The sequence below is a fragment of the Methylobacillus flagellatus KT genome (genome assembly GCF_000013705.1).
GTDB classification, from domain to species: domain Bacteria; phylum Pseudomonadota; class Gammaproteobacteria; order Burkholderiales; family Methylophilaceae; genus Methylobacillus; species Methylobacillus flagellatus.
Genome location: NC_007947.1, coordinates 1 through 18,566 on the forward strand (window position 1 = coordinate 1; position 18,566 = coordinate 18,566).

Consider the following 18,566-nt stretch of genomic DNA (forward strand, 5'->3'; position numbering starts at 1 on the left):
CTTGACCTCGTCATTTCACTTTCACTGCGGAGTTTCGGGCAACCGATGGAAAATTTTTGGTCACTGTGTCTCGGTCGCTTTGAAGAAGAGTTATCAGCCCAGCAATTCAACACCTGGATCAAGCCACTGCGCTTCGAAGCACGCGAAGGAACCTTGCGACTGCTCGCGCCCAACCGTTTCGTACAGCAATGGGTGAAAGACCGTTTCCTGCAAAAGATCAGCGCTCTAGCGGAAGAGGTATTATCCACACCTGTGCAGATCGAGCTGGCCTTGTACGATGCCAGCGAAAAGTCACCCATAACGCTCGCAAAACCCAAACCCGCTGAAGCGCCCGGCGCTGCAGCAAAAATTGAAGCTGAAATCAGCAAAGTCACGAAAACTGTCTCGCCTGCCAAACCCGCTTCAGCCGCGCCCAAAAAACCCAAAACGTTAACGGAGACCAGCGGTCTCAACCCGGCATTCCGCTTTGACAATTTTGTCACGGGCAAGGCCAATCAATTGGCTCGCGCTGCAGCAATCCAAGTAGCAGAAAACCCAGGTACTGCCTATAACCCATTGTTCATCTATGGCGGGGTCGGCTTGGGCAAGACCCATGTTCTGCAAGCGATCGGCAACCACCTGAAGTCGCAGCGACCCGATGCCAAGATCCGCTATCTGCACGCCGAACGCTATGTTTCAGATGTGGTGAAAGCCTACGAACACAAGGCTTTCGACGAATTCAAGCGCCAGTATCATTCCCTGGATCTACTGTTGATCGACGATATCCAGTTCTTCGCCAAGAAGAGCCGCACGCAGGAAGAGTTCTTCTATGCCTTCAATTCGCTGATTGAAGCCAAGAAACAAATCATCATCACCTGCGATACCTATCCCAAGGAAATCGCCGATGTCGATGAACGCCTGCGCACACGCTTCAGCTGGGGTCTGACCGTGGCAGTAGAACCGCCCGAGCTGGAAATGCGCGTCGCGATCCTGCTCAAGAAAGCAGAAGCAGCCAGGGTCACGCTGGATGAAGATGTAGCATTCTTTATTGCCAAGCAAGTGCGCTCCAGCGTTCGTGAACTCGAGGGCGCACTGAACCGCATCATCGCGATGGCCAACTTCACCGGGCATGCCATCGACGTCAGCCTGGCCAAGGAAGCCCTAAAGGATCTGATCGCTGTACGTGGCCGCCAGATCACCATCGAGAACATCCAGAAAACCGTTGCTGATTATTACAAGATCAAGGTCGCCGAGATGTACAGCAAGAAGCGCTCACGCAACTTTGCCCGTCCACGACAGATTGCCATGACACTGGCACGTGAGCTCACCAACCACAGCTTTCCTGAAATCGGCGAAGCCTTTGGCGGTAGGCACCATACCACGGTCATGCACGCTTGCGATGAAATCGAACAATTGCGGCAGAATGATCAAAACGTGGCACGCGATATCGCGGTATTGATCCAAGTCATCCGCGATTAGGAAGGGCATCAGGCCTATGGAAAGGCTGTGGGTAGAAATACAGTTTAAAAGCGTTTTTCAGAAAGCGGTAAAATAAGCCACAATCTATCCACAGCAGCGTATAACAGTTTCAAGATGGTACAGCCTCTCAAAGGTTGTTGATTTTAAATTTAAAAATGGCGTTATCAACAGAAGTTTCCGACATTATTGTTATTACCAATTTATTTTTTATATATTAGGTTTTAAAGATATGAACATCAAAATCAATCGCGATACACTGCTAAAACCTCTTTCATCCGTCAGTAGTATTGTTGAAAGACGTCATACCTTGCCTATACTCTCCAACCTGCTTCTGGAAGCCAAACAAGACAAAATCAAGCTGACAGCCACGGATCTCGAAATGCAGATTTCACTCTCTGTAGACTCAGCCGCAGGGGGTGAGCTTTCGACCACCATCTCCGCCAAGAAACTTCTCGATATTTGCCGTTCATTGCCTGAAAACGCTGAAATCACGATGGCTACCCAGGACAGCCGCATCCAGGTAAAGACCGGGAAAAGCCGTTTCAACCTGCAGACATTGCCTGCCGGTGATTATCCATTGATGACCAAGACGGAGGATGCCAGCAGTACACTCATCAAGATCGGCCAGAAATCCTTGAAACGCCTATTCAAGCAAGTCGAGTTTGCCATGGCGCAGCAAGATATCCGTTACTACCTCAATGGCTTGCTGTTCGAGGTCAACGGCAACCGCCTGAATGTCGTGGGTACCGATGGCCACAGGTTGAGTTTCACTTCCACCGAACTTGCCAGCAGCTATGAAAAACAGGAAATCATTCTGCCTCGCAAGACGGTGATCGAATTGATAAAACTGTTGGACGAAAGCGAAGATGAGGTCACAATAGAGCTTGCCAATGGCCAAGCTAATTTTGCATTTGGAGATATCCACTTGATTTCAAAGGTGATTGATGGGAAATTCCCGGATTACACCCGCGTCATCCCGACAGGACACCAGAACAGTTTTTCCGTGGATCGCACGATGATCCTACTGTCCATGCAGCGTGCTTCCATTCTTTCCAATGAAAAATACCGTGGCATTAGGATGGTGCTCTCAGCCAATAGCCTGAAATTGATCAGCACCAACAGCGAGCAGGAAGAAGCCGAAGAAGAGCTTGAAATCAGCTACGGGGGTAGCAACCTGGACATCGGCTTTAACGTCACCTATATGATCGACGTACTAAACAACTCAGATAGCGAAAGCGTGACCTTCTCCTTTGCAGATGCGAATAGCAGTTGCCTGGTGACTGTTGAAAACGACGATAACTACAAATACGTCGTCATGCCAATGAGAATTTAACTTACTGAATATTAAAATAATTTATTGTTTCACGTGAAACCTACAGGACTATGACCGATTACAATTCCGATAGTATTAAAATCCTCGAAGGCCTAGATGCAGTTCGTAAACGCCCCGGTATGTATATTGGCGATACATCCGATGGCAGCGGTTTACACCATATGGTGTTCGAGGTGCTGGATAACGCAATTGATGAAGCCCTGGCAGGTCACTGTGATGACATCAAGGTCACTATCCATCCTGATAATTCCATCAGTGTTTCCGATAATGGGCGCGGCATTCCAACCGACATCAAGGAAGACGACAAGCACGAACCCAAGCGTTCTGCCGCTGAAATCGTGATGACTGAACTGCATGCCGGGGGCAAGTTTGACCAGAATTCCTACAAGGTTTCCGGTGGTTTGCACGGGGTGGGCGTTTCTGTCGTGAACGCGCTTTCAGACTGGCTGAAATTGCGGATTTTCCGCAATGGCCAGGTCCATCAGATGGAATTCCGCCGAGGGGTGGCTGTTTCTCCACTCACCATTACCGGGACAACGGAACGGCGCGGTACCGAGGTACACTTCCTTGCGTCCACTGAAACATTCACCAATGTGGAATTTCATTTTGAAATTTTGGCAAAACGCATCCGTGAGCTTTCCTTCCTCAACAATGGTGTCAAGATCGAGTTGATCGACCAGCGCAACGGAAAATCGGAAAATTTTGCCCACTCTGGCGGCGTCAGGGGCTTTGTCGAATACATGAACCGCAGCAAGACCGTCCTGCACCCTAAGCCTTTCTATGCATCGGGTGAAAAAGACGGCATCATCGTAGAAGTCTCCATGCAATGGAACGACTCCTACAGTGAAAACGTATTGTGCTTCACCAATAACATTCCCCAGCGTGACGGTGGAACCCATTTGACCGGATTGCGTACGGCCATGACGCGCACGCTCAACAGTTATATCGAGCAGAATGATTTGGCGAAAAAGGCCAAGGTAGATACCAGCGGAGACGATATGCGGGAAGGATTGACTTGCGTATTATCCGTCAAGGTACCCGAGCCGAAATTCTCTTCCCAGACCAAGGACAAGCTCGTATCCAGTGAAGTACAGCCCGTTGTGCAGGAAGTGGTATCTGCGAAACTGGCCGAATTCCTGCTGGAAAACCCGAACGAAGCCAAGATCATCTGCAACAAGATTATCGATGCCGCCCGGGCGCGCGATGCTGCCCGCAAGGCACGTGAAATGACACGCCGCAAAGGTGCCATGGATACCATGGGCCTACCAGGCAAGCTGGCCGACTGCCAGGAAAAAGACCCAGCCCTCAGCGAACTCTACCTCGTCGAGGGAGATTCGGCGGGCGGATCAGCAAAACAGGGTCGGGACCGCAAATTCCAGGCCATTCTCCCATTGAAGGGCAAAATCCTGAATGTGGAAAAAGCACGTTTCGACAAGCTGTTGTCCTCACAGGAAATTGCGACCCTGATTACCGCATTGGGTACTGGGATCGGCAAGGCCGATTTCAATCCCGAAAAGCTGCGATACCACCGCATCATCATCATGACCGATGCCGACGTTGACGGTGCTCACATCCGAACCTTGTTGCTGACCTTCTTCTACCGCCAGATGGGCGAGCTGGTCGAACGCGGCCATGTCTATATTGCCCAGCCTCCCTTGTACAAGGTCAAGCAAGGCCGTGACGAGCGTTATCTCAAGGATGAGCAGGAACTGGACCAGTATCTTCTGCAATCCGCGCTCAAGGGGGCGGAACTGCTCAAGCAGGCCGATGGTGAAACCATCAGCGGCGAAGCACTGGCTGCCATTGCCAAACAAATGGTATTGACTGAAGCCATTATCCGCCGGCTGAGCCCCTTGTACGATGAAAGCATCCTGCGTGCATTGATCAGCCTGGGCAAGCTCGAGTTGGACACTGAAACACAAGCCGAAGCGACAGCAGCAAAGCTACGGGCCTTGCTGGGTCACACAGGCAGTGAAGTGCTGGTGACGCAGAACCAGGAAAACGGTGATTACCGTTTGGAAATCAACAAGTACATCCACGGCAACCTGCAAGCCAGCGTGATCGATAGCGATTTCATCAACAGTGGCGATTACCAGCAAATTCTTGCAACTTCCCTGACATTGCAAGGACTCGTAGGCGAAGGTGCGACTATCAAGCGGGGCGAGAAACAGCAACCGGTCAACAGCTTCAAGGAGGCCCTTGACTGGCTCATGTCCGAAGCCAAGCACGGACTCAATATCCAGCGTTACAAAGGGCTGGGCGAAATGAACCCAGAACAGTTGTGGGAAACTACCATGGATCCCGCCGTACGCCGCTTACTCAGAGTGCAGATCGATGATGCAATTGCCGCTGATGAAATCTTCACTACGTTGATGGGAGATCAGGTGGAGCCGCGCCGCGCCTTTATCGAAGGCAATGCGCTGGGTGTGAGCAATCTTGATGTTTGATTGAAGGCTGCAGAAGCTGCCGGAAAAAACGGCGCTTCTGCACGAGTGCAGTACCAGGTAAAGGTGTTCCCGCCAGTGGAGATGATAGTGGCTTATACCTTCACTTTCCGGAAAGGGAATCCAGCCATTTCAATGGTTTGGGCGAAACAACATAGGTAATGCCGCCAATATCCGACTTGAAAACAAATCCATAGTTGAATACCGCAGCATCCGGAAACCAGAATACCACTGGTTCCTGGCGGTTGATGCCGTCATAGCCATGCGCGAGTGCGGCATCATGGGCATAGTGGTAACTCGCCAGGAATGTTTCTACAGTGGGATGATCTGCCACTAGCCCATTGACTGCTGCTTCCGCCCAGTGACCGCCCAGCAGGTGTGCGGTTTCGCCTACGGTCCTGAGATAAAGCCAGCCATGGTCAATCGGGGCAATTTTGTACACATTCCATTGATCTTTCATAGGGATATTCCTGAGCCGGATAATGGGAAAAGTATCCAATATGTGGCACATTTTTACCACGGTCATTTGGCGGGATTTGCCATTGATGAAATAATGTCGGGCTTGCTTTTCCCATACCAAGCCCGTATTGGACCCATGTGATTTCCTTGATTCAGCCATTATTTAAACGAGATATCCATGGGTTGTATACGCCTGAACCATGCCGGCGCATGACAATGGCTGCTGAGCAGTACCGGAGCATATGATGTCAAATGCAGTACCCAGCGGGTTGAGCCCTGCCCAAATCAAGACCAATGTATTGAGCGGACTGACCGTGGCGCTGGCGATGGTGCCAGAGACGATTGCTTTTGCATTTGTGGCACATGTCTCGCCATTGACCGGCTTGTATGCAGCGGTCATCGTGTCTTTTATCACCTCCGCCTTTGGGGGAAGGCCGGGAATGATTTCAGGGGCTGCAGGCTCATTGGCGGTGGTCATGACGGCCTTGGTCGTACAGCACGGGGTCGAGTACTTGTTTGCGACGGTGGTGCTCATGGGAGTGCTGCAAGTATTGTTCGCAGTGGCGAGAATGGGCAAGTACATCCGTATGGTGCCTTATCCGGTCATGCTAGGGTTTGTGAATGGCCTAGCCATGGTCATTTTCTTTGCCCAGTTCAATCATTTCAAGGTCGCGGCGGATGATGGCAGTCTGCAGTGGATGAGCGGCCCATTGCTTTACACCATGCTAGGGCTGGTTGGGTTGACGATGGCGGTGATTTACCTGCTGCCGCGAGTGACCAGGGTGGTGCCGTCGGCGCTGGTTGCAATTGTGATGGTATCTGCGGCGGTTGCCGTCATGGGCTTGGAAACCAGGACGGTCGGCGATCTCGGGTCGATTGCAGGGGGATTGCCCAGTTTCCATGTCCCGCAGGTGCCGTTCAATCTGGAGACCATGAAGATCATCTTCCCTTATTCCCTGATCCTTGCTGCCATCGGACTGATCGAAACCTTGCTGACGCTCAATCTTATAGACGAGATGACCAATACGCGTGGCCAGCCCAACCGCGAATCCATGGCACAAGGTGCTGCCAATGTGGCAACCGGCTTTTTCAGTGGCATGGGAGGTTGCGCGATGATCGGACAGAGCATGATCAACATGAATGCAGGAGGCTTGCATCGTTTGTCCGGTATTGCCATGTCAGCATTCCTGCTGTCCTTTATTCTCTTTGCCTCGCACTGGATCGAAATGATCCCGCTTGCAGCCCTGATCGGCGTGATTTTTGTCATGGCGATCAAGACCTTTGAATGGGGTAGTTTCAGATTGTTTGGCAAGATTCCTGTGCCGGATATCTTTGTCGGCATCCTGGTAGCTATCATTACGCTGATCAGTGACCTGGCAATTGCTGTACTGGTCGGCGTGATTGTCTCCGCGCTGGTGTTTGCGTGGGAGCACGCCAAGGAGATAGCCGCGACCACCTATATCGACGAAGCGGGTCGCAAGGTCTATAGGCTCAAGGGTAGTGTGTTCTTTGCCTCGATCGCCAACTTCCAGGCCTTGTTTACGCCGCAGGAAGATCCAGTGCAGGTGGTAGTGGACTTCAAACAGGCCAAGGTCGTGGATCACTCGGCGCTGGCTGCGATTGATGCCTTGGCTGAGCGCTATGCGCAGCAGGGCAAGCAGTTATCGCTCAAGCACCTGAGCCCGGATTGCCGGGCATTGCTCGGGCGTGCGCGCGACCTGGTCGAGGTCAATTTGCTCGAAGACCCGACTTATCCGGTAGCAGACGATAAGCTGGGTTAGTGTTTTTGCGCTGGATCATCAAATCCACGGGTATCTACTTCACGCTGAAACGGTACTGGTTACGTCCCATGGATTTTCCATCCTGCCCGGTGATCTCGGCCTTGATCTCATATTGCCCCTTCTCAAGCACTGGTAGCGCGTAATCACGCAGCTTGTAGCCGGAATCAGGTAGCATTTCCAGTGGCAGTTTAAGCATATCCAATGGCTTACCCTCCCGATATAGGGTCACTGTATAACTTGCATGCTCGAATCCGCTCCAGGTATCGTTAATCGCCCATAGCCCAATCCGAGGTGAGGCGCCTGCCTCGTACTCGTCCTGCTTCCATTCCAAGCTGGGCAGGACGGGCTGGTAAGCCACGCGCAATGCTTCATAGCCTGCCTTGGGTTCCCGCCAATAATCGACGATGCCCCAATTGATGGAAGGCCAGTTTTCCACAAACATGAATTGGAACACGGCCGAAACCGGCGCATAACGCTGCCGACGGTAATTCTCCACGGCGAACTGGATCAAGCGCGCCTGATAATGCTGGCTGTTGGCAATGAATTCCTCAATGTTGCCGCCTTGCTTCACGCCAGCAAACTCGAATGTCTCCTTGCGCTGGAAGTTGTGATACTCCCATACCTGCCATTTTGCTTCAGTATCGGGCCAGAGCAATGCTTTGCTGAACATGCGTTCCAGGCTCTTGAGGTTAGGCAGCGCCTGGGCGCCGAATTCCGTGCTCCATGGAGTCGGGGCAGGGCGGGAAAATGCGAGCCAGTGGTCGAAGTACCATCCCATCCATTCGTGCTCCTTGGTGGCAGATTCCTTGCGTACCACGCGCAATGTATCCAGCTTGCTGACATCTTCATACAGCAACGCATCCAGTCTACGATTGATGTCGGGATGGTAGTCGGGGTATTTCTGTGCCATCCAGGGCGAATCCCAGGGAGGCTCATTGTGCATGGTCCAGGAAATGATGGAGGGGTGTCGCTGCAGTAATTGCACCATGTCCTTGGCCTGGCGGCGAGCCTCGGCGATAAAGTCCGGGTCGTCACTGTAGCCCCACAGTAGGGGGAAATCCTGAGTGACCAGGATGCCCATGCGATCACATAATTCATAAAAGTCTTGACCAGTGACATGGGCGTGCACGCGTACAGCGTTGATATGAGCTGCCTGCATCATTTCCAGGTCACGCCGGTAGCGATCGGGTGTCATTTCGGCCAGCCATTGGCTGGCAATATAATTGGTGCCCCTGAGGAACATGCGGCGACCATTGATGAACCATTGCAGGCCGTCATCTACCTTGACTTCCCGTACGCCGAATACTTGTTCCCGTTGGTCAAGCAGCTTGCCTGATGCGTCCTTGACGCTGAGTTCGAGTCTATATAGGTTGGGGTGGCCATATTCATATGGCCACCATAGAGCGGGATTATCCACAGGGAAACTGAATGCGATATGGTTGCCGCCCGGTTGCAGGGTTTGCGATTGTTTAAAGGCGAAGGACGCGCCTTTGAAGTTCTCCGGAAGGATGCGCGCTTCCACCGTGACCGATGTTTCATGTGAAACATCATGATGAATGTCGGCTTCCGTGCTGACCACCCATTGCTGGGGATTGGCCTCTGTCGCTTGTTTACGGGGAGTGACCTGTAATTGCCGCACTGCAGCCCGGTCGGCAAACTGCAGTTCAACAGGCGCCCATATGCCACCAGTATTCTTTTCCTGCCCGCGCTCGGACCAGGCGCCGCCAGGCCGGGTGTCATGATGGCTGAAAATGCCCTTGACCAGGCGTTTATGCAAGGACCAATCCTGCGGCTGCTCCAAGGGACTGTTTACTAATACCCGCAGCTGGTTTTCTCCTGGCTTCACCAGGCCGGTGACATCAAATTCAAATGGCTGGAAATAGCCGGTATGGTGACCAAGGTAACGATCATTGAGCCATACGTCAGCTGAGTAATCCACCCCATGGAATACAAGATGGGCGACTCTGGAGGCATTGTGAGCATCCAGCGCGAAGCGGGTCTGATACCACGCATAACCGCTGATGTCATGTCCCTGGCGATACCAATTGTCGGGAACATTGATCTTTTTCCAACCCCCTGCAGGTGCCTGCAGCTGAGGCGTGACGTGAAGCGTGGCGGCGACAGGCTGAAATTGCCAGCTGCCATTCAAGGACTGATGAGTGGTGCGCTCCTGTGCGTGCGACGATACTGCAGGCAGGGTAGTCAACAAGAGGGTGAGCAGGGTGGAAAGATAACGCATGGTTGATTTCTATAAAAAACAAGCCGGGCATAGCCCGGCGATTAAGATTAAGCGTCTACTAGTTTCGGTTTTTTGTGATTGAGATAATACTGTGTCAGCCGTTTGGCAACATAACCTGCAATCAAGGTCTTGAGTACTAGTTTCATAACACCTCCTAAGTGAACAATATATTGGAAAAAATTAATGTCGCTGGATGCTGCCTTGCTGGCTATCTGCATCCACCTGACCACGCCAGGCGCCTGTGGCTGCACCGCGGGATTCGATAAATTCCTTGAAGCGTTCGAGGTCGCCGTTGACGCGGTGGGTGAGGACGCCAAGGGCGTCACCCGCATTTTCCAATAGGCCTTCAGGGTCGTAATCCATTTGCAGCATGATGCGCGAAGTAGAAGCGTCCAGATGGTGGAATGTCACCACGCCAGCATTGCGTGCGCCGGAAATACTGCGCCAGGCAATGCGCTTGCCGGGGATCTGTTCTGTAATTTCAGCATCCCATTCCTTGCGCTGGCCGGCGACATCCGCTTTCCAGTGCAGATGAGTATCGTCCAGCTGGGTGACTTCGACAATACCGTCCATAAACAGTGGAAAATCCTCAAACTGGGTCCATTGGTCATAAGCGACCTGTGCGGGTACGTTGACTTCTATGGATTTCTCGATGATTGGCATAATGCCCTCCTATTTATATGGATGGTTTTCAAGCTAAACAGTTCCGCTGGAATATGTCTCTCTCAGCAGATATCCTGAACACCAGTCTAAGGGGGGCATCAAGTTCATTACATAAGCCAGCATCCGATAAGCGCGTCAGAGAAAGTGAATGCCCACAAATAATCCCGGCACATCCCTACCAGCGGTATAGCTGCAGAAACAGGAGCGTGCAGGCAGCCGGGAAATCGCTCTTTGCCTCGCGGTGCGCGTAGGGGGAGGCAATATGATCCAGGCCTTGATGCACGATATGATGCGGGTGCGCAACCTTGCCGGCGATGATTCCCTGTTTCCTCAGCCGAACAGGCTGGCCTGTTCCGGCAAATGCGGACCCAGGTCGTCTGCGCGTACCAGGTTGCTCACCTTGACGCCCAGCAAGCGGAAACGCTGATCCAGTGATACGCGCTTCAGGCAAGCGCCCGCAGCACGGCGGATGGCGGCAGCGTCATTGACAGGGGAGGGCAAGGTAAGGTCACGGGTAGCTGTGCGGAAATCCTGGTATTTGATCTTGATGCCCACCGTGTATCCGAAATAACCTTTGTGTTGTAGGTCGTTGGCGACACGTTCGCACAGCGATGTGAAGGCCATACCGAGCTGGCGCTTGTCCTGCCGGGCATGCATGTCGCGCTCAAAGGTGGTTTCACGGCTCATGGACTTGGGTGTCGAGGTTGTGACTACAGGTCGGTCATCCTGCCCCCGGGCCACGCGCATCAGCCAATGCGCGTAGCTCTGGCCAAAGTTTTCCTGCAGCAAGGCCAAGTCCACCATCGCCAGGTCGGCGATGGTGTGGATGCCAAGCTTTTCCAGCTTGGTGGCAGCTTTGGGGCCTATGCCGTTGATTTTTCTGGCTGGCAGCGGCCAGATGCGCGTATGGAAAGCCTGTTCGTCAATAATGGTCAGCCCATCGGGCTTGTCGAGATCGGAAGCGATCTTGGCCAGCAGCTTGTTGGTGGCAATACCGATGGAGCATGTCAGTCCGGTGGCTTCCTGGACTGCAGCCTTGAGGCGCTGCGCCAGTGGTTCGGAGTGTTCCTCGATAGCGCTGAGGTCAATATAGATTTCGTCGATCCCACGGTTTTCGACCAATGGAGCGATTTCCGCGACAGCTGCTTTGAACAGCCGGGAATAATGACGGTAAGACTCGAAATTTGCGGGAAGAAGGATGGCATCTGGCGCCAGCTGCGCGGATTTCATGAGGCCCATGGCAGAGAACACGCCCAACGCCCGCGCCTCGTAGGTCGAGGTGGTGACAACCCCGCGACCGTTATACTCGCGCAGGCGCGAGAAATGATGTTGCCCATTGGCGAGCCTGCGTGGCTGTTGCGTGGAACGTCCGCCCACGACGACGGCCTCACCGCGCAATTCCGGGTAGCGCAGCAGCTCCACGCCGGCAAAGAACATGTCCATGTCGAGGTGGGCGATGCGGCGATTGGGAAAGCGGGGGTCTTTCATTCAAGGATCAGTAAAATCTATTCAAGCGTTCAAAGCGCATTATCGTACCACTTGATGTTGCCGCCCAAATGCGCGGTGTTAGCGCGATGAGTATGTTGTGTGCTCATCTGCAGTCGGTCTGCTGTTCTCATGCCCGCTGGGCTATTGAACCCCGTTCTTTACACTGAAACGAGCAAGATAGAACCAAGTTTGCGCATGCGGATGCAGGGGTGGATCCCGGGCGTATTTCTGGAAGATGGAATATTTTTTCAGAATAAGCTGGTGTTCATCAGGGTTTTTAGTTAGAATTCGCACCCTCTAGAAACATTATGTTTCATGTCCCCATCGTCTAGAGGCCTAGGACATCGCCCTTTCACGGCGGTAACCGGGGTTCGAATCCCCGTGGGGACGCCAATTCCAATAAAAGCAGACCAGAGCGTCTGCTTTTGTTTTGCCCATGATATTGATCAGTTGATTGCAATATGTTTGTTGGTGCGAGCGAATTCAGGTTGACAGATGCAGAGCATGGGCTTTCATTCCCGGTATTGGTGATGTATCCCACCCGGCAGCTACCGTCTCGTCATGCGTTCGGCCCTTATCTGATGGATGTCAGTATGAATGCCCCCATTGCTGGTGGGCAGCATCCCTTGATCCTGGTCTCGCACGGCAGTGGCGGCTCGCACCTGCTATACCGGACGATGACTGCCCATCTTGCCCAGCACGGATATGTGGTGGCAATGATAGAACATCCCGGTAACAACCGGGTCGACAACCAATTCATGGGCAAGGTGGAAAACCTGCAATACCGTCCACGCCACCTGCGGCTCACTGCCGATGCACTATATGGGGATGCCGTTCTGGGCCCGCATCTACAGGCTGGCCGGATTGGTGTGATTGGACATTCCATGGGCGGTTATACCGCCCTCGCATTAGCAGGAGGAACCCCGTGGTATCCGCCAGAGGCATTTCAACCTGACTATCGGGGGCCAGCGCCAGCCGTCGTCGATGTGGAGCATGATGATAGAGTGAAGGCGCTGGTATTACTGGCGCCAGCTACGGTATGGTTCATGCCTGAACATGCCCTTGAAGACGTTGACGTACCCATTCTAATGTTGAGCGCGGAGCATGACCCGTACACGCCTGCATGGCATGGTGAAATCGTGCGCAAGGGGGTGCGTGATCCTGCCAATGTCACCAGCCGTTGCGTGAAGAATGCCGGCCATTTCTCTTTTCTTAGCCCGTTCCCTCCCAAGATCAAACAGGGGGGTGCGCTCCCGACCATCGATCCGGAAGGGTTCGACCGCGAGCGCTTCCATGAGCAGCTCAAGCAGGAAATACTGGCTTATTTCAATCTCAGACTCAAGACAGCACCTGCTTAACGACAATGGGGCATTGCCCCATTGTCGTTTTCAATAGCTAGTTGTTAGCTCAAGGAACGACAATATCGTCCTTGACGCCAGTGACGCCCTTGACTGCCTTGGTCAGCTCGACAGCGCGCTTTGCTTCTTCCTTGCTCTTGGCTGTACCGCTCAATTGCACGAGTCCGTCGCTGTCGGTCTCGACCTTGATATCTGTGGCGCTGACTAGTTTGTCCTTAGCAAATGCGGCTTTCACCTTGGTGGTGATGACGGAGTCGCTGAGCTTGGTTTCAATACTATCGCCCTCGGCAGCGATGCTGGCAATGGGCATCATCAACGCACCGATGAGGACGAGGCTTTTCAATTCTACTTTCATTTGAGACTCCTTTTGGGTGTAGTGATCGAGAACACGCATCCATTCTAGAAAGATAGGCTGACAGCATGAATCAGCACGCCGCTGAAACCGCTGTAGGAATGAGCTGACTGTCACGAGCGATAGGTTCTCCGCCTCATTCCTTTACAACATAGGTGATCAGAGGGTGGGCATACTGGGTTGCAAATTTATATTCAGTAGAAAGGGATCTGGAGGATGGCCGAAAGGGCCAGAGATGGAAGATGCCGACAGCGCCGGCTGGCATTTGTCTGGGAAGCTTGAAGGATTAGAACACCTTTTTTAGGTTCAAGCGGCCCGGATCAAGCGAACAAGATGGACGGACAGTCGCTCATCCTGACAAATGCCAGCGGCCTGCACAATGTACCCGGGCTCAGCCAAAAATGAAGCCAAGCGCAATCGGGCCGAACATGGCGGTTACCAGCACCGCATTAAGTAAGGCATGCATGATGGTCTCCTTATCATTACAAACATGGCGCTCATATTAAGCCGCATGTGTTGCGAGTGTTATCTGGAGAATTCTGATATGCATGTAGGACAGTTGGAAATGGCAGACTGTGACGAACAGGCAACAGGATGCGCAAGTCTGCCTATGTCAATTTCAAGCGCGAGAGGGTGTGGTATCGCACGGCCCTGAGCAATTCGGCATCTTCTATCAGGGATTGCCCGTAGGAAGGCAGCATCTCGCGCATGCGTTCTTGCCAGGCGGCGCTTTGCAATTGCGGCGAGAAGCAGCGCTGCAATACTTCCAGCATGGCTGGTACTGACGTGGAGGCGCCAGGGGACGCACCCAGCAATGCGGCAAGACTGCCATCCGCGGAAGACACGATTTCGGTACCGAATTCCAGCTTGCCGCCTTGATGCTCACATTGCTTGATGATCTGTACCCGCTGTCCTGCGGAGACAAGCGACCACTCGCTTTCGTTGGCCAATGGGTAGAAATTCCTCAATGCTGCCATGCGTTGCTGATGGCTCTGGAATACTTCACCGATCAGGTAACGGGTCAGGTCCATATGGTGGCGCCCGGCCCCGAGCATGGATTTGAGATTGCTGCGCTTGACCGAGTTGACCAAGTCAAGCAAAGAGCCCCGTTTGAGGAAGCGGGTGGTGAATCCGGCAAACGGGCCGAACAGCAAGGCAGGCTTTCCGTTGATGATGCGGGTATCCAGATGGGGCACCGACATCGGCGGGGCGCCAAGGGGCGCCTTGCCATAGACTTTGGCATGGTGCTGGTGGATAACGTCCGGGTTATGGCATACCAGCCACTGTCCGCTGACCGGGAAGCCGCCATAACCCCGGGCCTCCTGGATGGCGGATTTTTGCAACAGGGGCAGTGTGGCGCCGCCAGCGCCCAGAAAAACAAATCCCGCACGGATCTCCACGGGTTTGCCTTGTGACAAGTCGACGGCCTTTACCTGCCAGCTGCCCTGCTGCTTGAGTCCGGTGACGGCATGGCGGGTGAGCAGCTTGAACCCAGGCCGGCCCTGCAGATGCTGTACCAGCTGGCGAGTGAGGGAGCCAAAATCGACGTCGCTGCCGTAGGCAACGCGTGTTGCTGCCACCGGGATGCTGGGGTCGCGACCAGCCATGACCAGGGGCATCCATTGCTGCAGCACGGCAGGATCTTGACTGTATTCCATATCGGCAAACAGATGATGCGCACGCAATGCCTGGTGACGCTTCCGGAGAAAGGCCACGTTTTTCTCCCCCCAGACGAAGCTGCTATGCGGGGTGGGATTGATGAAGCTGGCAGGTTCCCGCAGGATGCCTTTTTCCACCAGCCAGGCCCAGAACTGCAGCGATTCCTCAAAGGCGGCATTGATCTTGAGCGCACGTGCGATGGGGACGCTGCCATCCGCATCCTGCGGGGTGTAGTTCAGCTCGCAATATCCCGCGTGTCCGGTCCCGGCATTATTCCAGCCGTCGCTGCTTTCCGTCGCTACTTCTGCCTGCAGTTCCACCAGCGTAATGCGCAGTTCCGGATTGAGCTGGTGCAGCAAGGTGCCGAGGGTGGCGCTCATGATGCCGCCGCCAACCAGCAGGATGTCGGTGTCCAGGGAAGAAGTCATGTCAGGGTGATATATCGGGTTGATTGCGAGCTTGGGCCGCCATGATATGCATAAGCCTCGCTGCTGTAAAACCCTGTTTCCAATTCAATCAACATTTTCCAGCCAATGCACCAGCACCCTGACTACATATGCTTGCTCGTCCGCGCTCAATGCGCGACCTGCAGGAATCAGGTGCCACTTCTGCAGGCAGCCCCGGCAGCAGCAGGCGGTGGCATGTTGTGCCACGAATACCGGGTGACCGCGATAAGGGGTTTGCTTGCCATCATTGGCAATCACGGCTGGAGCGAGCCGCTTGGCAATGAAATCGCGGGCATGATCCTGGATTAGCGACAAGCCCTTGGCGTGCAGGTAGGCGCGGTCATGCGCATTGAGCTTGAACGAGCTGCGGAAGCGTGACCGTGCCAGTGCAGCAAACAATTCATCCAGTTCGCGCATCAGGAATTGGTCAGCTTGGCTCGAAGCGCAGGGATGCGGAGTTGATACAGTAACGCAGGCCAGTAGGCGGCGGGCCATCGGGGAAGACATGCCCCAAGTGGGCGTCGCAGACATTGCAGATCACCTCGGTGCGCACCATGCCGTAAGCATAATCTGCTTTTTCCCGGATATTGTCCGGGTCGAGCGCCTCGAAATAGCTGGGCCAGCCGCAACCGGCATCGAACTTGGTGTCCGAGGCGAACAACGGTGTCCCGCAGCACACGCAATGATAGATGCCATGCTCGAAATGAAAGGCATATTCCCCTGTGCCGGCACGCTCGGTGGCTGCATGGCGGGTGACCTCATACTGTAGCGGGGTCAGTTGTTCGCGCCATTCGGCATCTGTCTTGAAGACCTTGGTCATGACTTCCTTCTCCTCCTCATGTGTGACGAGTCATATCGTGGTTCAAAACCAGTACAATGCTGGATTCAATGCATTAAGGAAACTGTAGTGACGCAACACGGCAAAGCCATCAGCATCCAGGGAGTAAGCGCCATTCTTCTCGATATCGATTACGGCGAATCACGGGAGAATGACGCTGCCACTGCCTATTTTAATATCAGATTCGACCTGGAGTTACGCCAACGGCAATATTCATTGACCTACAGCAAGCCTGTGGGCAGCGACGACCATTTCGGCGTCTCGGGCGACGATTACGAGCCTTTGCTACAGGCGCTGGAACCCGATCCAGCTTTGACCGCGCTACACCAATATAGTGTCATGACCGAACAGGCTTTGCACGAAGTACTGCTGCCGATGGCAGAGTCGGTGTACGAAGACGTTGAACACCATTCCCCGGACCAGGATGAAGAATAGTCTGCCGGGTGAGGTCGTGGTCGAAATATGCGACTTCAATGGCGATGAAATGCGGTGCTTGATGCAAAAGCTGGAGCAGGAGCTCTTGCAGATCTACCCTGGCATGCCCAGATCATCTCCTCTACAGCCATCCCTGGCGTTGGTTGCGCGTGCCGGAGCCCGGCCATTGGGATGTGTCGCCCTGCTGCCCTGGGGAACAGAGGCGGCAGAGATCAAGCGGTTGTTCATTGAGCCATCGGCACGCAGACATGGCCTGGCGAAACGCCTGCTCGCTGAGTTGGAGCGGCAAGCATCGCAGTTCGGAATCAAGCGCCTCTTGGTCGAGACTGGAAATCTGCAGGCACCTGCACTGTCCTTGTACCAAAGCCTGGGCTACCGGCCTATTGCTCCCTTTGGCCCTTATATCGGCAATCCTGTGAGCTGCTGCTTTGAGAAGTTGCTGGGCCATTGAGCCTCTCCGCCTCCTCTGGAACATGGCTGGTGCTGTGTGCCTGTGTCATTGATGTCTTCGGGCAATAAAAAACGCCAGTATCAACTGGCGTTTTTTATTGCCCATCGGGACTAGGCAACTTTTAGTTCAATGCATCCTTCAACGCCTTGCCGGCCTTGAAGCTAGGAGCCTTACGCGCAGCAATCTTGATTTCCTTACCGGTTTGAGGATTGCGGCCAGTGCGGGCAGCACGCTCGGAAACGCCAAAAGTACCGAAGCCGATCAATGTTACTGTATCGCCACTCTTCAGGGCTGCAGTAACGGATGCAGTGAATGCATCAACAGCTTTACCAGCAGCAGCCTTGGAAATTCCCGCTTCCTTGGCGATTTCTTCGATCAGTTCTGTCTTGTTCATATTTGTCCAGTCCTTGTGTTATTGGGTTATCAAGCTAATTTTGGTAAGGCTGATACTTCGCCTCGTTACCAGGTTAAGTAGTAACAGGGGAGAAAATATCACAACCCGTGCCCAATGAAACCCCTTTTGGCGCGGAATCCAGCAAATTTTTCCATCTCAAGCCCGGAATGTCCCCACCTGGAGACATTTCCGAAGGTTTTCAAGCATTACAGGGCATTAGTCCCTGTCAATCCGAGGATACCGATAATGATCAGGTAGAGCGCCACGATGTAATTGAGCAGGCGCGGGATGACGAGAATCAAGATACCGGCAATCAGGGAAACAAGCGGGGCCAGGCTGAGTTGGAAATCCATGATGATTCCTTTGTGAATGGATCAGGGACGATGCATGAAAAAGGGAGCGCGAACTCCCTCTTGGATTAAGCCTTTTTCAGATAGGATTTTGCCAGGCGCTTGACAACATAAGTCAGGACAGCTGCTTTGATCAGAAACTTCATGGTGCTTCTCCTTCAAGATTGAGTCTTCATCATATAACTCAGCTGTCACGTAGCACATCGGGCAGAAGCTGATCTTGCTGTAGGACAATGCCAGACAAAACCTGATGCCGGAAATTAAGATGATGTAATGGAATAGGCCACTTGATCTGGTATGCGGAGAAATACAATTGCCTATCCTCACTCGACATAGCCCGGTGCAAGCTGAGTCAGCCGTGTTATATCTGTCCCCTGTGGCGAGGCATGCTGTTGACCCAGTGTTACGGTGTCTGCCC

17 protein-coding genes and 1 tRNA gene are annotated in these 18,566 nt (G+C 53.4%); 8 read left to right on the forward strand and 10 right to left on the reverse strand.

Translation table 11 applies throughout. The features are described from left to right. Positions 1 to 45: 45 nt before the first annotated feature. The 3 genes from dnaA (at position 46) to gyrB (ending at position 5,238) form a co-directional block, all read left to right on the forward strand. Positions 46 to 1,458, forward strand: coding sequence for a chromosomal replication initiator protein DnaA (dnaA, locus tag MFLA_RS00005; RefSeq protein WP_011478369.1), 1,413 nt, complete (start codon positions 46 to 48; stop codon positions 1,456 to 1,458). Positions 1,459 to 1,687: 229 nt separating this feature from the next. Beyond that, positions 1,688 to 2,791, forward strand: coding sequence for a DNA polymerase III subunit beta (gene dnaN, locus MFLA_RS00010; protein WP_011478370.1), 1,104 nt, complete (start codon positions 1,688 to 1,690; stop codon positions 2,789 to 2,791). Positions 2,792 to 2,841: 50 nt separating this feature from the next. Further along, a complete protein-coding gene (gene gyrB, locus MFLA_RS00015; protein ID WP_011478371.1) occupies positions 2,842 to 5,238 on the forward strand; it encodes a DNA topoisomerase (ATP-hydrolyzing) subunit B in 2,397 nt (798 codons plus the stop codon). A gap of 100 nt (positions 5,239 to 5,338) precedes the next feature. Here the strand turns inward: gyrB and MFLA_RS00020 are convergent, their stop codons facing one another. After that, positions 5,339 to 5,695, reverse strand: coding sequence for a hypothetical protein (locus MFLA_RS00020; RefSeq protein ID WP_011478372.1), 357 nt, complete (start codon positions 5,693 to 5,695; stop codon positions 5,339 to 5,341). A gap of 244 nt (positions 5,696 to 5,939) precedes the next feature. On the opposite strand from MFLA_RS00020, the gene MFLA_RS00025 reads away from it, so the two are divergent. Further along, entirely contained in the window at positions 5,940 to 7,475 is a 1,536-nt protein-coding gene (locus MFLA_RS00025) for a SulP family inorganic anion transporter (protein WP_011478373.1), read from the forward strand. Positions 7,476 to 7,509: 34 nt separating this feature from the next. Here MFLA_RS00025 and MFLA_RS00030 read toward each other — a convergent pair whose 3' ends face one another. The 3 genes from MFLA_RS00030 to dinB form a co-directional block, all read right to left on the reverse strand. Next, positions 7,510 to 9,714, reverse strand: coding sequence for a glycoside hydrolase family 2 protein (locus tag MFLA_RS00030; RefSeq protein WP_011478374.1), 2,205 nt, complete (start codon positions 9,712 to 9,714; stop codon positions 7,510 to 7,512). Positions 9,715 to 9,894: 180 nt separating this feature from the next. Next, positions 9,895 to 10,377 carry an SRPBCC family protein gene (locus MFLA_RS00035; protein WP_011478375.1) on the reverse strand — a complete coding sequence of 161 codons (483 nt, stop codon included), beginning with the start codon at positions 10,375 to 10,377 and terminating at the stop codon, positions 9,895 to 9,897. Between the two features lie 330 nt (positions 10,378 to 10,707). Next, a complete protein-coding gene (gene dinB / locus MFLA_RS00040; protein WP_011478376.1) occupies positions 10,708 to 11,865 on the reverse strand; it encodes a DNA polymerase IV in 1,158 nt (385 codons plus the stop codon). 317 nt (positions 11,866 to 12,182) lie between these two features. Here dinB and MFLA_RS00045 point away from each other — a divergent pair. Both MFLA_RS00045 and MFLA_RS00050 read left to right on the forward strand, forming a co-directional pair. Next, positions 12,183 to 12,258: transfer RNA gene (locus MFLA_RS00045), tRNA-Glu, on the forward strand. Positions 12,259 to 12,326: 68 nt separating this feature from the next. Beyond that, positions 12,327 to 13,223: an alpha/beta hydrolase family protein gene (locus MFLA_RS00050; protein ID WP_011478377.1), complete on the forward strand. Its 897-nt coding sequence runs from the start codon at positions 12,327 to 12,329 to the stop codon at positions 13,221 to 13,223. 49 nt (positions 13,224 to 13,272) lie between these two features. On the opposite strand, the gene MFLA_RS00055 is transcribed toward MFLA_RS00050, so the two are convergent. From MFLA_RS00055 to msrB, 4 genes are all read right to left on the reverse strand, one after another. Continuing rightward, the gene (locus MFLA_RS00055) at positions 13,273 to 13,578 is read right to left on the reverse strand and encodes a BON domain-containing protein (RefSeq protein ID WP_011478378.1); all 306 of its coding nucleotides are present in this window, start codon (positions 13,576 to 13,578) and stop codon (positions 13,273 to 13,275) included. Positions 13,579 to 14,183: 605 nt separating this feature from the next. After that, positions 14,184 to 15,662 carry a malate dehydrogenase (quinone) gene (gene mqo, locus MFLA_RS00060; RefSeq protein ID WP_011478379.1) on the reverse strand — a complete coding sequence of 493 codons (1,479 nt, stop codon included), beginning with the start codon at positions 15,660 to 15,662 and terminating at the stop codon, positions 14,184 to 14,186. A gap of 84 nt (positions 15,663 to 15,746) precedes the next feature. Next, the gene (locus MFLA_RS00065; protein ID WP_011478380.1) at positions 15,747 to 16,097 is read right to left on the reverse strand and encodes a DUF4186 domain-containing protein; all 351 of its coding nucleotides are present in this window, start codon (positions 16,095 to 16,097) and stop codon (positions 15,747 to 15,749) included. Between the two features lie 10 nt (positions 16,098 to 16,107). After that, positions 16,108 to 16,500, reverse strand: coding sequence for a peptide-methionine (R)-S-oxide reductase MsrB (msrB, locus tag MFLA_RS00070; RefSeq protein WP_011478381.1), 393 nt, complete (start codon positions 16,498 to 16,500; stop codon positions 16,108 to 16,110). Positions 16,501 to 16,587: 87 nt separating this feature from the next. On the opposite strand from msrB, the gene MFLA_RS00075 reads away from it, so the two are divergent. Both MFLA_RS00075 and MFLA_RS00080 read left to right on the forward strand, forming a co-directional pair. Next, positions 16,588 to 16,953, forward strand: coding sequence for a hypothetical protein (locus tag MFLA_RS00075; RefSeq protein ID WP_048811454.1), 366 nt, complete (start codon positions 16,588 to 16,590; stop codon positions 16,951 to 16,953). Next, on the forward strand, positions 16,943 to 17,404 hold the full coding sequence (locus MFLA_RS00080; protein WP_011478383.1) for a GNAT family N-acetyltransferase: 462 nt from the start codon (positions 16,943 to 16,945) through the stop codon (positions 17,402 to 17,404). Before MFLA_RS00075 ends, MFLA_RS00080 begins: the two co-directional genes overlap by 11 nt. A 121-nt stretch (positions 17,405 to 17,525) precedes the next feature. Here the strand turns inward: MFLA_RS00080 and MFLA_RS00085 are convergent, their stop codons facing one another. Both MFLA_RS00085 and MFLA_RS14205 read right to left on the reverse strand, forming a co-directional pair. Further along, positions 17,526 to 17,798: an HU family DNA-binding protein gene (locus MFLA_RS00085; protein WP_011478384.1), complete on the reverse strand. Its 273-nt coding sequence runs from the start codon at positions 17,796 to 17,798 to the stop codon at positions 17,526 to 17,528. Positions 17,799 to 18,004: 206 nt separating this feature from the next. After that, positions 18,005 to 18,151, reverse strand: coding sequence for a DUF3096 domain-containing protein (locus MFLA_RS14205; RefSeq protein ID WP_011478385.1), 147 nt, complete (start codon positions 18,149 to 18,151; stop codon positions 18,005 to 18,007). Positions 18,152 to 18,566: the final 415 nt, after the last annotated feature.

Coding starts and splice junctions, on each gene's coding strand:
- dinB (WP_011478376.1), bottom strand. CDS start 11,865: ATGAAAGACCCCCGCTTTCCCAATCGCCGCATCGCCCACCTCGACATG.
- dnaA (WP_011478369.1), top strand. CDS start 46: ATGGAAAATTTTTGGTCACTGTGTCTCGGTCGCTTTGAAGAAGAGTTA.
- MFLA_RS00055 (WP_011478378.1), bottom strand. CDS start 13,578: ATGAAAGTAGAATTGAAAAGCCTCGTCCTCATCGGTGCGTTGATGATG.
- msrB (WP_011478381.1), bottom strand. CDS start 16,500: ATGACCAAGGTCTTCAAGACAGATGCCGAATGGCGCGAACAACTGACC.
- MFLA_RS00080 (WP_011478383.1), top strand. CDS start 16,943: ATGAAGAATAGTCTGCCGGGTGAGGTCGTGGTCGAAATATGCGACTTC.
- MFLA_RS00025 (WP_011478373.1), top strand. CDS start 5,940: ATGTCAAATGCAGTACCCAGCGGGTTGAGCCCTGCCCAAATCAAGACC.
- MFLA_RS14205 (WP_011478385.1), bottom strand. CDS start 18,151: ATGGATTTCCAACTCAGCCTGGCCCCGCTTGTTTCCCTGATTGCCGGT.
- MFLA_RS00050 (WP_011478377.1), top strand. CDS start 12,327: ATGTTTGTTGGTGCGAGCGAATTCAGGTTGACAGATGCAGAGCATGGG.
- MFLA_RS00030 (WP_011478374.1), bottom strand. CDS start 9,714: ATGCGTTATCTTTCCACCCTGCTCACCCTCTTGTTGACTACCCTGCCT.
- gyrB (WP_011478371.1), top strand. CDS start 2,842: ATGACCGATTACAATTCCGATAGTATTAAAATCCTCGAAGGCCTAGAT.
- MFLA_RS00065 (WP_011478380.1), bottom strand. CDS start 16,097: ATGCGCGAACTGGATGAATTGTTTGCTGCACTGGCACGGTCACGCTTC.
- mqo (WP_011478379.1), bottom strand. CDS start 15,662: ATGACTTCTTCCCTGGACACCGACATCCTGCTGGTTGGCGGCGGCATC.
- dnaN (WP_011478370.1), top strand. CDS start 1,688: ATGAACATCAAAATCAATCGCGATACACTGCTAAAACCTCTTTCATCC.
- MFLA_RS00085 (WP_011478384.1), bottom strand. CDS start 17,798: ATGAACAAGACAGAACTGATCGAAGAAATCGCCAAGGAAGCGGGAATT.
- MFLA_RS00020 (WP_011478372.1), bottom strand. CDS start 5,695: ATGAAAGATCAATGGAATGTGTACAAAATTGCCCCGATTGACCATGGC.
- MFLA_RS00035 (WP_011478375.1), bottom strand. CDS start 10,377: ATGCCAATCATCGAGAAATCCATAGAAGTCAACGTACCCGCACAGGTC.